At 71.5% G+C, this 12,806-nt stretch carries 10 protein-coding genes and 1 pseudogene; 1 reads left to right on the top strand and 10 read right to left on the bottom strand.

Annotated elements, in window-relative coordinates; genetic code table 11:
- Window positions 1-771, top strand: a pseudogene (locus tag ABZ738_RS30515) (hypothetical protein); the annotation flags it as partial.
- 810 nt (window positions 772-1,581) lie between these two features.
- Here ABZ738_RS30515 and ABZ738_RS30520 read toward each other — a convergent pair.
- The 10 genes from ABZ738_RS30520 to ABZ738_RS30565 form a co-directional block, all read right to left on the bottom strand.
- Window positions 1,582-3,174, bottom strand: coding sequence for a VWA domain-containing protein (locus tag ABZ738_RS30520; protein ID WP_357218969.1), 1,593 nt, complete (start codon window positions 3,172-3,174; stop codon window positions 1,582-1,584).
- A gap of 22 nt (window positions 3,175-3,196) precedes the next feature.
- Entirely contained in the window at window positions 3,197-4,348 is a 1,152-nt protein-coding gene (locus ABZ738_RS30525; RefSeq protein WP_357218971.1) for an AAA family ATPase, read from the bottom strand.
- Between the two features lie 332 nt (window positions 4,349-4,680).
- Complete coding sequence (locus ABZ738_RS30530; RefSeq protein ID WP_357218974.1) at window positions 4,681-5,832, bottom strand: DUF4314 domain-containing protein; 1,152 nt, start codon at window positions 5,830-5,832, stop codon at window positions 4,681-4,683.
- 1,024 nt (window positions 5,833-6,856) lie between these two features.
- On the bottom strand, window positions 6,857-7,495 hold the full coding sequence (locus ABZ738_RS30535) for a hypothetical protein (RefSeq protein ID WP_357218977.1): 639 nt from the start codon (window positions 7,493-7,495) through the stop codon (window positions 6,857-6,859).
- 145 nt (window positions 7,496-7,640) lie between these two features.
- The gene (locus ABZ738_RS30540) at window positions 7,641-8,681 is read right to left on the bottom strand and encodes a hypothetical protein (RefSeq protein WP_357218980.1); all 1,041 of its coding nucleotides are present in this window, start codon (window positions 8,679-8,681) and stop codon (window positions 7,641-7,643) included.
- A gap of 42 nt (window positions 8,682-8,723) precedes the next feature.
- Window positions 8,724-9,086, bottom strand: coding sequence for a hypothetical protein (locus ABZ738_RS30545; RefSeq protein ID WP_357218983.1), 363 nt, complete (start codon window positions 9,084-9,086; stop codon window positions 8,724-8,726).
- 164 nt (window positions 9,087-9,250) lie between these two features.
- Complete coding sequence (locus tag ABZ738_RS30550) at window positions 9,251-9,883, bottom strand: hypothetical protein (protein WP_357218986.1); 633 nt, start codon at window positions 9,881-9,883, stop codon at window positions 9,251-9,253.
- A 100-nt stretch (window positions 9,884-9,983) separates the two neighbouring features.
- A complete protein-coding gene (locus tag ABZ738_RS30555) occupies window positions 9,984-10,619 on the bottom strand; it encodes a GGDEF domain-containing protein (RefSeq protein WP_357218989.1) in 636 nt (211 codons plus the stop codon).
- A gap of 96 nt (window positions 10,620-10,715) precedes the next feature.
- Complete coding sequence (locus ABZ738_RS30560; protein ID WP_357218992.1) at window positions 10,716-11,606, bottom strand: MarR family transcriptional regulator; 891 nt, start codon at window positions 11,604-11,606, stop codon at window positions 10,716-10,718.
- A 148-nt stretch (window positions 11,607-11,754) separates the two neighbouring features.
- The gene (locus tag ABZ738_RS30565) at window positions 11,755-12,657 is read right to left on the bottom strand and encodes a hypothetical protein (RefSeq protein ID WP_357218995.1); all 903 of its coding nucleotides are present in this window, start codon (window positions 12,655-12,657) and stop codon (window positions 11,755-11,757) included.
- Between the last annotated feature and the right edge of the window lie 149 nt (window positions 12,658-12,806).

Raw genomic sequence — 12,806 nt, forward strand, 5'->3', positions numbered from 1 at the left:
GAGGCGGGACGACGGGCCGAGGCGCTGGCGACCAGCCAGGAAGCCGTCAACCTGTATCGGGAGTTGGCCGCCGATAACCGCGACGCCTACCTGCCCAACCTCGCCGCGTCGGTGAACAACCACGCGAACCGGTTGGCGGAGGCGGGACGACGGGCCGAGGCGCTAGTGACCAGCCAGGAAGCCGTCAACCTGCGCCGGGAGTTGGCCGCCGATAACCGCGACGCCTACCTGCCCGACCTCGCCGCGTCGGTGAACAACCACGCGACCATGATGGCGGCGGCGGGACGACGGGCCGAGGCGCTGGCGACCAGCCAGGAAGCCGTCAACCTGTATCGGGAGTTGGCCGCCGATAACCGCGACGCCTACCTGCCCAACCTCGCCGCGTCGGTGAACAACCACGCGAACCGGTTGGCGGAGGCGGGACGACGGGCCGAGGCGCTGGCGACCAGCCAGGAAGCCGTCAACCTGTATCGGGAGTTGGCCGCCGATAACCGCGACGCCTACCTGCCCGACCTCGCTAATTCCCTGTGGAACGTTGGCTACGTAGCGTGCAATGTCGAAGAGACGTCGGAGCAGATTCTTGATGCGGTTGCTGAAGGTGTGCAGTACTTTGACGAGCTCGCTGCCGCCGAGCCGCAGGTGTTCACCGCACGCCGCGACGCGGCAGCTGCGACCTTGGCCGATTTGCAGAACAGCGCTGCCGGACAGCACTCCAAACTGGCCCCACCCAAGTCACCCCATACTGACGAGATAGCTCGCGACACTGCCTGATCGGAGTGATCCTGAACCGGCCACCTCTACAGCGGTCGGCTCAAGATCGAATCTATGGACATGCCGAATCCGGGTGCCGGCTCGACTCCATTGGTAACACAGAGTCACTAGCAGACGGCAGATGACTACGGCCGCAGCCCAAGCGGCAGGCAACCCGGCCCGTGTACGTCTGGCGTACCTGACCCTGCCTTGGAATCCGTACGCCGACCCTTGTGGTGAAGCGCTCCGGATACAACCGCTGGGTGGTGTGGATGGGCTGGCGGGCGCGGGTGACCTCGATGACGGTCTCGGAGGTGTTGGCGTCGAGGGCGGGTTCCAGGCCGATGAGGCCCCCGCCGCGCGGTGCCGCGGCGGGGGCGGTTTCGTAGACGGTGATGTGGTCGAAGCCACCGGCGTGCCGTAGGAGCAGGGCGGTGGTGGCGCCGGTTAGGCAGCCACCGACTACGGCGATGCGCGGCTGCCGCGCCTGCGGTCAGGGTCAGACGGATGGGTGAGGGTGGCGCGTCGTGCGCGATCGGGCGGGAGGTGTGGCCGCGCCATCCGGGTTTCCTTGCGATCGACAGGGAAGCCCAGGCACGGCCGTACGGCCGTGCCCGGGCGGTGCGCTGGTGCGCGGGCGGCCGGGCACCGGCCGCAGTGGGTGCAGTGCAGGTCAGGCCAGGTCAGCGCCCTGCCTCACGGGATGCGGCGAGGGCTGGCCGGGCTAGTCGACGTGGCGGCTGCTGGCCGCTCAGGTGAGTGGCGGCAGTATCCGCGCCGGCGCGCGCAGCAGGTCGAGAACCTCGCTGATGTGTTGGGCGGGTGCTGGGGTTACGCCTGTTCGAGTGCGGTGACGGCGGCGTCGGCGATGGCGGCGACCGCGTGGACCGGGTCGTCGACCAGCAGCGTGGTGGTGTAGGCGAAGGTGTGCCCGGTGAGGGCGTCGGGTCGCAGCCACAGCACCGCGCATCCGGACTGGTGCAGGGTGGTGATGAGCCGTTGCGCGGAGTCGAGGTTGGGTAGGTCGCCGTCGGAGACGACGGCGAGCATCCGCACTCTGCCGGGTTGCCGCAGGTGCAGGAGTTGGTCGGCGAGTTTGACTGCGTCGAGGAATGCGGTGCTCCCGCCGCCGATCCCCATCTCCAGGACTTCGGTGGGGTGGCGGCGGGGCGGGACGAGCAGGGTGGCGCCGGTGCTGAAGCTGATCGTGGTGGTGGTTGCCTGGTTGGTGCGGGCGGCGTGGGCGAGGATCCACCCGGCGGAGGACATGGGTGCGGCGTAGGCGTACATGGAGCCGGAGGTGTCGACGAGTACGCCCAGGTGCAGGTGTGGCTTGGGTGGCGGTGTCTGGGTTCGGCGTTGCCATGGTGTGGCGGTGGGGATGCTGCCGGCGGCGATCTGTGCCTTCGCGGTGATGGCGTGGCGGGTGCGTAGCCGTCCGGGTGGTGTGGGGCTGGGGCGGGTGTCGGGTTCGGGGACGTGGGTGCGGGCTCGTCGGAGCCGGGCGGCGAGGTGGTGGGCGGCGGCGCGCTCGGTGTCGGTGGGTTCGCGGCGGGTCCAGGTGGTGGGGGCGCCGTGTCGGGACTGGATCTGCTGGTCGGCGTACTCAGTCGGGGTGAGGCCGAGGGCGTGGGCGAGGTAGTCGGTCACGGCGTGGGCGAGGTGCCCGGCGAACTGGCCGGGGTCGGGTCGTGGGGGTTGTGGACGCTGGTGGGGGTCGATGCCGAGGATGCGGCACCACCGCCACGCCAGGTCGATCATCGTGGCGGCGTCGGTGTCGTCGACGGTGTGCGCTTGCCGCCACACGTCCCGCAGCTGCCGCAGGGTGGTGCGGCCCAGGACGGTGGTGATGGCGGCGCGAACGCCTTTGACGTCCTTGGCGGTGACGATGCGGGCGTCGACCCGGGCCAGGAGGAGGCCGGCGAGGTGAGCGGCGTGCCATGCGTCGTCCACCGGTGCGTCGTCCGGTTGCAGCAGCGTCGTGGCGGCGTGGCGGAGCCAGCGGCGGTCTCCGCGACGTCTACTGCGGTGGCGGTTCTCGGCGCGGGACTCTTCGAGTACGGCGGCGACGTCGGCGACGACCGGTGGGGTGTCCGTGGGGGTGTCCCACAGGCTGTGGGTGGCGTGGGCGGCCTCGTGGACGAGTAGCCCGTAGGCGGTGGGCACGACCCGTTTGTGGCCCGCTTTGTACGGGTTGGTGATCTCGGGTGCGCCGATGTGGGTGGCGTCGACCTCGATGCGGCGCGCGTCGGGCAGGAAGCGGGCGGGGGCTGCGCCGCCGGCGCCGGGGGCGACGGTGACGGTCAGGTCGTGGCGGCCGGTCAGGGTCGGCAGGTGCCGGGTCCAGGCGTCGCTCCACGACCGCCAGTCCGGGTCGCCGGCCGTGGCGGGGCCCGTGGTGCGGTGGGTTGAGGGGTGCGGCATGACGGTGGCCTCTCTGATGGGGTTAGCGCTGTTTGCCGAGGGTCAGTGGGGTGATGTCGGCGCTGAATCGCTGGCGCAGGGCGGCGAGGACGTGGTCGCGGTCCTCGGCGGGGGCGCGGCCGGCGAGGTTCGCCACCGCGGCGGCGGGACCGAGGGTCTTGCTGACGCGGGTGAAGCCGAGCAGTTCGCGTAGCTGCGGCGCCCAGCTGATCCGGCCGGCGGCGAGGTCGCCGTTGAGAGCGACGGCGGTTTCGACAGCGGGTCGGGACACGCCGAGGTGACGGGCGAGGTCCCAGTCGGTGGTGACCTCGATGTGGACGTCGAAGCGGGAGGCGAGGGCTTCGGTGAGGATCGCGCCGTGCACGCCGGGGTTGTGTCCGGCGATGACGTAGAACCCGTCGACGGCCTCGACGCGTTCGTTGCGGTAGCCGGGAATGGTGATGACCCGTCGGCCGTCCATCGCCGGGTAGAGCACGGCGAGGACCTTGGGTGGGATGAGGGTGGCGTCGTCGACCAGCAGCGCCCTGCCCTGCCGCATCGCGGTGACCAGCGGTCCGTGGACGAATTCGAACCCGCCGTCGGGCAGCGGGATGAAGTTGCCGAGGAAGTCCTCCACGACGGTGTCGCCGGTGCCCGCGACGGTGAGCAGGTCGGCGTAGGCGGCCTCGATCAGGGCGGTCTTGCCGGTGCCGGGCGGGCCGTAGAGCAGCACCGGGATGCGTTTGTCCCGCAGCCGACGCAGCACGTCCACGTCGGTGGCGCCGGCCAGCTTGCGGGGGAAGTACAACTCGCCGTTGGGGCGGGTGACCGGCTGCCGCCGGCCCGTCCCGCGTGGTCCGTGCCGGGCTGCGCGTGGGGCCGGTGGTGGTATCGCTCCGGCGGCGTCGATACCGGCCTGGGTGATCTGGAAGCGGTGCGGCCCGGTCAGGTGCGTGGCGTGTCCGGCGGCGGCCATCTTCTTCAGTGCCTCGAACACCGCGCCGGTGGACGGTGCGCCGATCGCCCGGGTGATCTCGCCGACCTTGAGGATGTCGTCGGGGTGACCGGCGAGGTGCAGGGCGACCGCGCGGTAGAGGTAGCCGGACCGGCCGGAGGCGGCATCGGGCGTAGCGCCGGTGCCGGCCGGGACGTCGGGTGAAGCGGCGGGCGGTGTCGGCGGGTGTGGTGTGGTCATGTGGTTGCCTCGATTCGCAGGTCGGGCCCGCGCACCCGTCTCCGGGTGCGCGGGCGGTGGGTGCCGCACAGCGGAGACGGGTGGGGCCAACCCCTGGCGGCCCTGTTCGGGCCGGGCAGGTGGGCGACCACACCCCAGTGGTGGTGTTGGAGGGTTACGGCGACGCGCAGGTTCGCCGCTGGTGCGTGCTGGTCGGGAGCGGCGTGGCGCGGGCGGCGTCAGCGCCGACGATGCGACACCTTGATTCGATTGATTAAGTCGGATGGGTGTCGGCTGTGGAACGGGGAATCGTGGTCACCGTGGCGGCCGTACGGGGCTGTCGTTTCCGCCGGTCATCCTGTCGCTGTCAGTCGGCGCGCTGTCCTGCGCCAGCCATCCGAGCGAGGGTTCGGCTGGTCCGGGAGGTCGCCGACGATCCGATCGCAGTCGTACGGGTCGACGGCCTCCCAGCACCAGCTGTAACCCATCACCACGTAACGGCCGTCGGCGTCGGGGGTGATGCGGTCGATGGCGTCCGGGTCGTCGAACATGGCGCGTTGGTCGGCGACCATGACGTCGCCGTCGAAGGACAGGTCGGCCAGCGTGGTGTCGACCCGCCCGTCGAGTTCGTCGGCCGGTACGCCCGCGTCGCGCAGGTGCCGGCGGTGCTGGTCGCGGTGGCGTTGTTGGTCGTCGACGATCGCCTCGGCCACGGTGCGGGTGCAGGAGAACACGGCCCACCCGTTCCAGTGGTCGATGAGGGTGCCGACGAATCCGACGGCGATGCGGTCGCGGCCGTCAGGGCCTTCGGTGTGCGCCCAGTCGCCGGAGAAGACGCCGACGTCACCGAGGCGGATCTGGTCGGGGTGGAGGTGGGACACGTCGCGGCCGGTGGGGCTGGCCGCGAGGCGACACAGGTCGGTGGCCCGGTCGGCGGCGGCGGTGTCGAAGGCGTCGCGGTAGACGGTCATCGCCTCGTCGCGCTGGGGGATGCGCAGCCCGAACCAGCCGGTGACGTCGCCGGTGGCGTCGGCGAACAGCTCCCATCCGCTGGTGTCGACCGAGTCGTCGAACGTGAAGTGGGGTAGGGCGTCGAGGACTGCCGGGTCGCCGTCGGCGATGCCGGCCAGGATCCGGCGGGCGGCGGGGCGGCGGTCGCCGCCGGCCTGGGCGCCGATGGTGTGCTGCGCCCACCGTTCGGCGGCGGTCTGTCCGGCCTCGGTGCCGGCGGCGCGCATCCGTTGCAGCGTGGCGGCCCATGCGGTGGCGTCCCCGACGGGGTCGCCGGTCGGCGGTGCGGTGGTGGTGTGCGGGGCGATGCGGTCGCCGTCGTCGAGGCACATCGACAGCGTGGAGCCGCTGTCCCAGGTGACCTCGACGATGTGGTGCCGCTGGTCGTGGCGGCGGACGGTGCCGGTGTCGCCGGGCCGCAGCAGGGTGTGCGGGTCGCTGGTGTGGACCAGGGCGACGCGGTCGCCGCGTTGGTAGATCACGGTGCTCTCCAATCGCGAGTGTATGGACAGGTTTCGGCCGCCGGGCCGAGATGGCGCTGGGGGTGCGGGGCCATCGGGTGTTGTCCGGTGTGGGGTGTTGCGGCGGCCAGGGCTTGCGGGTGACGTGGTCGCCGAACATCGGGTCGGTGGCGACCGAGGAGCCGCAGCGGGTGCAGCAGGTGACGGTGTCGTGGCCGTAGCCGGCCATCGACGGCACCGTGATGTGGTCGATCTCGTCGACGGCGCCGCAGGCGGTGCACACCGTCATCTCCGCGCCGCCGTCGTCGAGGGCGGGTGCGGTGACGAACAGGTCCTCGGCCGGGTCGAGGTGGTGGGCGCTGTGCCGCAGCCACCGGCTGTGGATCGTCGCCTCGTACACCACCAGTCGCCGCTGGTCGAGGTGCAGCAGGTACATCCATTCGAGGGCCCCGGCGACGGGTTCGCGCAGGGAGCCCTCGCGGGGGTCGATGTCGGTGTCGGCCGGGTAGCCCACTCCCGGTACCGGCGGCTGCCGGTCCCACCGGCGGGGCTTGGGTGTGGCGGTGAGGGTCCACCAGTTGTGGGCCAGCAGCGCGGTGGCCATGGCGTCGGTGTCGCGGCCGAACGTGTCGGTCCAGATCCGGCGCAGCAGCGGTACCAACTTCTCGGGTTCCTCGCCGAACTGCAGGTGGCGGGCGGTATAGCTACCGCGGAACGCGGCGACGCCGATCAGGGTGGGTGTGCTCACGTGCTGTTTCCTCTCAGGAAGGCTTGTTGGTGGATGGGGTTGCGGAGGTCGTCCCGGGGCGAGGGCCTGCCGTCAGGTGGTGTGATCGCGGAGCCGCATCGGACCTCTGTGGTCGGGTGGACGGCGGCCCCGTGGGGACTGCGGTGACCGGTGCCGTGACGGAGAAGGGCCCCTACGTGGCCGTCGACACGACGCGGACCATGTCCTGCCGCGGGGTGGTGCCGGGCTGGTGCGCCCAGGTCTGGTGGTCCACGCGGGAGGGTGTCGCAGGGTGGTGGCCTGTCAGGCGTGTGCAGGTGTCGACCTGGGTCATCTGATGAGGGGCGCGACGCGGTGCCACGTGTCGTGACGCCATATCTGCCAGCCTCTGCAGCACGGGCTGGTGGTGGCCGTCGCCAGATAGATCGCGAGGCCGGCCCGCCCGGTGGGCTGGTCGAGTCGGCCGATGTCGTCGGTCTCGACGGTGACGATGTCACCGCAGTAGTCGCCGTCGATGTCGACTGTCCTGGCCATGGTGGAGTTCGGTGTGAGGGTCGCGATGCGGGTGTCGAGGTCGTATTCCGCGACCAGGCGGTCCAGGACCGTCTCCTCGTCGGTCGGTTGGCGCCGGTATCGGCAGTCGCGGACGAACTCGTGCATGTCGCGTTCGGTGAACCGGGCCGGGTCGTGGCATCGCAGCCGGGTCGCCGCGCCGTCGCCCTCGTTGCCGATCTCCCCTACCGGCGTGCCGTCGAGGCAGAGCGTGGCGGTGAACGCGACGTAGTGGTCGCCGTCCCGCTCGTCGAGGCTGGTGACGGTGAGTCGGTCGTGGGGCAGGTGCAGCGGGCTGTGCCGCAGCGGATGACCTGGGGGCGTCTGCCTGGTGGGTGGCGTGTCGGCGGGGTGGTCGTTCGAGGCGGTCGTGTCGGGGTGTGTCGCACGGTGCGGGTCGGGACCCTGATGGGGCATGGCTCTCCTCCGAGGGTCTGCGCGTGGTCGGGGACGGGTCGGTGACGGCGGGCTGTGAGGCGCTGCGCGACGGGTGGGGTGTGGGCGTGGATGACCGCGCGGCCGATGGGTAGGCCGCGCGGTCATCGGTGTCGGTGGACGGGTGTCAGCGGGCGAGGACGGCGACCTTCTCGCCGTGTAGCAGTGGGGCGTCTTCCGGGCCTTTGAGGTGGGCGTGGATCCAGATCCGGTAGGCCTGCCCGTGCCTGTCGAGCAGGCGACGCCAGTGGCCTCGGACGACGAACCGGACCCGGTAGTGCCATCTGGCGGGTCCGGTGGCGGGTTCGGTGAGGGCGGAGGTGCGGCGCAGCATCACCACGCGGGTGTCGTGGGTGATCGAGGCGCGTGCGGCGCGGCGGCGGGTGGGGCGGTCCAGGGGTGCCGGGGTGGTGACGGCGATGGGTTGGGCTTGGATGCGCCAGAACGCGTAGGCGATCGCCGCGAACACGCGGGTGCGGGCGGTGGCGTCGGTGATGAGGTAGCGGCCGTCGGGTGCGGTCTCCCAGTCGCGGTCGGGTTCGTCGATGTCCGGTTGATCGGTGGTGGGCACGGGCGTGGCGATTGGGAGCAGGTTGACGTCGGTGAGGACGTAGGGGCCGAGTCGGGACAGCAGGGTCGGGTCCTGTCGCGCGTAGTCCTGGATGCGGGCGGCGTGGGGGTCGTCGGGGTCGTCGCGGTCGGCCCAGCCGCAGATCAGCCATGACCTGCCGGTGGGTGAGGAGATGGTGTTCCAGGTGATCGCGGCGATTCCGCTGACCTGGCCGGACAGGGCGCGGTGATAGATCGGTTCGGGCAGGAAGAGAACGCCGCGGTCGGTGGGGGCGGCGTCGGCGGTGAGCAGGTCGCCGGTGAGGTCGAGTGCGGCAGCGGCGGCGGCGACGATGGCGGTCATGGCGGGGGCGAGGACGTATGCCTCGCCGTGAGCCCACGCGTTGCTGGCGGTGCGGTCGAGGACGTCGACGAGTCTGTGGTGCGGATCGGTGTCGTCGGCGCCGTCGACGGGCGGGATGCCCGTCCAGTGGGTCTCGACGAACGCGCGGTGATACTCGCGTCCGGCGGTGCTGGCGCAGTACTCGTGCATGCGGGTCTTGATCGTGACGGCGGCTCGCGCGTAGCCGGCGAGCGTGTTCTCGGTACGGAAGGTCATGGGTCCTCCTGAACGGGGGCCGGTGAAGCGGTCGGATGGGGTCTAGGCGGCGTGGGCGGCGGTGATGGGCGCGCCGGGGATCCGGTCTGGGAGTCGCTGCGGGATCCGCGATCGCAGGTGTGTGGCGGTGGCGGTGGCGGTGAACCAGCCGACGAACCGCTCGGGGACGCGGGTGACGCGGTGCGGTGGGGGTGCGGGCGTGGTGCGGGCGGCCCGCATCGCCCGGTGGGCGCGTCGGGCCGGGACGCAGGGTCCGGTGTGGTCGGCGCATTGCAGGTTGACGCAGTGGTCGTCGGGTCCGGTCGGGTGGGCGGTGAGGACGTCGAGGGCCAGTCGCCACAGCAGCGGGTCGGTGACGTCGCGTGGGAGGAGGGCCTGTCGTGAGGGTCGGTTGCGGTCCGGCATGGCGGGATGGCCTTTCGTTCAGGTTTCGGGCAGGGGTCACCGTCCGGACCGGGGCGGGGTGTTGTGCCTGATGGCCGGCTCGACCGATGACCATGTTGATCGACGCTCATCTGTTGATGAAGGTCAAGTCGTCGGGGCGGGGGCGGTGTGGCAGCACGGCCCGATCAGGCTTCGAGGCGGGGCCGCCGAGGGCTGTGGTTGTTCGTCGCGACTGGAGGCCAGGCGGTTGTCGGCGCGCGCGGGTCAAGGCGGGTGGTGTCGACGAGGGTGGCCAGCGCGGTGTGGATCGCCTGGTCGGTGTCGTGTTCGTCGATGTCGACCGTGATGTGGGGTGCGGTGCGCCATCGGGTGACCTGGTAGCGGCGGTGATCGCTGTCGACGGCGTCGATGCGGCGGACCTCGTGGAGCCTTTTGGGTTCGATGAGCACGTCCTCGTAGTCGAGCGCCCAGGCCAGCAGACGCAGACCGGGTGTGGGGTCGGTGAGCAGGGTGGTGATCAGGTGCAGGTCGACGCAGGCGGCCAGGGTGGGCCGGGCGGGTGGGCGGCCGGCGGGCAGCGCGTCGGTGAGGTCGGTGAGGAAGTCGGCGAGGCCGGCGCGGTATCGGCCGATGCGGGCCGGGTTGAGCGGGAGGTGGACGGTGCGCATCTGGCGTCTGCCGCACCGAGGTTCCGCCGGGGCGGGGCGATCCTGGACGAGGAGCAGGCGAGGTGGGCGTCCCCAGCCGAGCCGATCGACGCGGGCGTCGACTGCCAGGAGGCTCTCGGTCAGGGTGTGGACGGCGTTGAAGGACAGCACAGCGGTCTCCTTGTCGGGGTGGACACAGCGGAGGGACCCCGCAGCCGGGGTGGCTGCGGGGTCGTCCGGTGGGGAATGTGACTTCGGGCCGGCGGTGGGGTCAGTGGCGCTGGCGGTCGCGGCTGCGGACCGTCGGCGTGCGGTGGGGCAGGTACTCGCGCACCCGGGAGCCGGCGGCCTTGGCCTCGTACATGGCGCTGTCGGCCTCGGTCAGCAGTCGCCGGATGCTGGTGTCGGGGTGACGGTGGTGGGTGTATCCGACGGAGGCGGTCAGGGGCAGGGTGGCGTTGACGACACGGATCGGCGCGGCGGCGATCACCTGCCACGCGGCGTAGGCGGCGGCTTCGGTGTCGTCGCGGTCGCCGTGCACGAGCAGGGCGAACTCGTCGCCGGAGAGCCGCGCCACGGCACGCACCGGTGCGGTGAGACCGGCGAGGCGGCGGCCGATCTGGTGCAGGAGATCGTTGCCGACTTCGTGGCCGAGGGTGTCGTTGACGGTCTTGAACCGGTTGAGGTCCAGCAGCACCACGCCGACCGCGGTGTCGTCGTCGAGGGCGGCGCGGAGCCGGTCGAGGAACATCCTTCGGTTGGGCAGTCCGGTGACCTCGTCGTGGGTGGCGTCGTAGCGGGCTGCCCGCAACGCCTGCCGTTGGCGCCACAACGCGGTTGCGGCGAGGGCGAGGCCGGCGAGGATCCCGCCGACGCCGGCGAGCATCTGTTGCACGGTTTGCGACACTGATGTGGCTCCTTTGCACGAAGGAGCACCGGGGGTGGGCGGACAGCGGTCAAACTTGACGCCCGCCCCCGGGCTGCTCACGAATTTGGGTGCCGGCTACTGCTCGGCGGGGGCGAGTTGAAAGGTGGCGGGCCGCTCGACGGTCCGCACGGCCTTGCCCTGGTTGACCAACTTGTCGGCGGCGTTGACGACCGCACCTGCCGATGCCTTCTTGGCGTCGGTGCCGGCGTTCGCGGCGTCGATGAGCTTGCACAGCTCGCTGACCTTGTATGCCCGGTCGGGGTGGGCTTCGAGGACGTCGAGCACCGCCCCGGCCAGCGACCCCTTGCTGCGTCGACTCTTCGCAGCCGTGACCGGCTCATCGGCGGCAGGTGCATCCCGTTCGGGCTCGTCGGCGGTGGGCTCGTCGCGTGCGGGCACCTCCGCAGTGAGTCCATCCCGATCGGGCTCGTCCGCAGTGGGTCCGTCCCGCTCGGGTTGGTCGGCGGTGGGCGCGTCGCGTTCGGGCTGCTCGGCGGGCGGCGGGTCCGTCTGGTCGTCGGCGGCGGCCATGGCGTGCCCGTGGACGTCGGCGGTGTCGGAGGAGTCTTCGTCGGCCGCCGACGTGGTGGAGGCGTCCGCCGCGCCATCGGATGTGGGCGTCTGCGGGGCGACGGTGGGTGGGCCGTCGGCGTCTTCCTCCTGCGGGGCACTCGTCGGGTGCTCAGGGGGCGGGGCGGAGAGGGCGGGCTGGGGTGGTGGGTTCTGGTGCGCGCCGACGGTGGCCGTGCCGTCTGCGGTGAGGCGCCATACCGCTACCTTGCTGTCGGTGTGGACGCGCTCGGCCTGTCCGGTCGACTCCCACGCCCGCAGCTTCGCGGTGGCGGTGGAGTAGCCGAGGCCGGCGGTGTCGGCCACGGCGGCGGCGGTGGCCTCACCGAGGTCGGCGAGGGCGGCGAGGACCTTGAACATCGCGTGAGCCGGTACCGGCTCCGTCGTATCGGTCATGAGGTGGGTCCCTTCTGCGGTCGAGGTGGCACTGATCCACGCTTCGTTCTCGGCGTCGATCAAGTGCGATGCCCGGATGTCGGGATGGCACCCGGGGTGGGCGGTCCGGTGCGGGCCGTCAGGTCAGGTGTGGGCCTGCGGTGTCGCGTCACCGTTGAGGTCGGCGGTGGGTGGTGGTGTGCTCGCGGAGGCGGCCGGACAGCGCGGTGGTCTCCAGGCGAAGTCGGTCGCGCACGGGCATCCGGGTGGCTCGGCCGGGGGTGGCGGGCGCGGGGAGCCAGAGCCACCGGTAGGCGCCGATGCTGTAGTAGCCGTCGCGGTCGGGGTGGCAGCGGTCGTCGACGGTCAGGTCGACGGTGTCGCCGAGGTCGGTCTCTTCCAGCAGCACGAGGGTGGTGCCGTCGAGGCGTGGCAGCGGGTACTCCCCTGGCATCGTGGCGGCCCGCCACGGCCCGGACAGGTGATCGACGATGCGCCGTGTGGTGCGTGGGTCGAAGCGGCAGATGAGGTGGTCGTCGTCGCCGGTGTCGTAGCCGTCGGCGACCAGCGCGGGATAGTCGAGATGGTCGACCTGCGGTGAGGTGACCATGCCCGGTCGCCAGCGCGTTCCCGGTGGGGTGATCTCGTCACGGTGGTCGGTGATCTCCACCTGTGCGAGACCGATCGTGGCGTGCGGTGCCACGTCGGTGTCGATCGCCATCCAGGAGTGTCCGAGGTCGGCTGCGGCGCGCAGCACGTCGATCAGGCGGCGTCCCTGCGGGTCGGGGTGTCGCAGGGGCAGGAAGAAGTGATCGTCAGGTGCGGTGGGCTCGTCGACGCGGCGCCACGACGTGCCGTCGGCGACCTGCTCGACGCCGTAGGAGGTGAACCAGACGGGTACGCCGTTGGATCGCAGGTCGCCGCTGCTGCCTCGACGGCGCAGCGCCAGTGCGGGGGTGTTGTGTTCACCGGCCGTGAGCTGAGCGCGGGTGAGGCGGTGGGTCGGGCAGGCGAGGGCGTGCTCCGCCAGGGGCAGGACGTCCTGCACGCGAAACCACAGTCGTGGGGACATGGGGATCAGACCTCCTTGGGTGAAGGGGGGAAACGGCGGGAAGAGGAACAGAGCGGCCTGTCTCAGGCCGTGGTGTAGTGGGGCACCCCCTGGCCCGGGGCGCTCGGCCGTGAACGGCTCTATGGCCGGGCAGGCGGATGCGACGGCGC

Origin of the sequence: Micromonospora sp. NPDC047793 (genome assembly GCF_040642635.1) — a bacterium.
In the GTDB taxonomy this organism is placed as follows: Bacteria; Actinomycetota; Actinomycetes; order Mycobacteriales; family Micromonosporaceae; genus Micromonospora.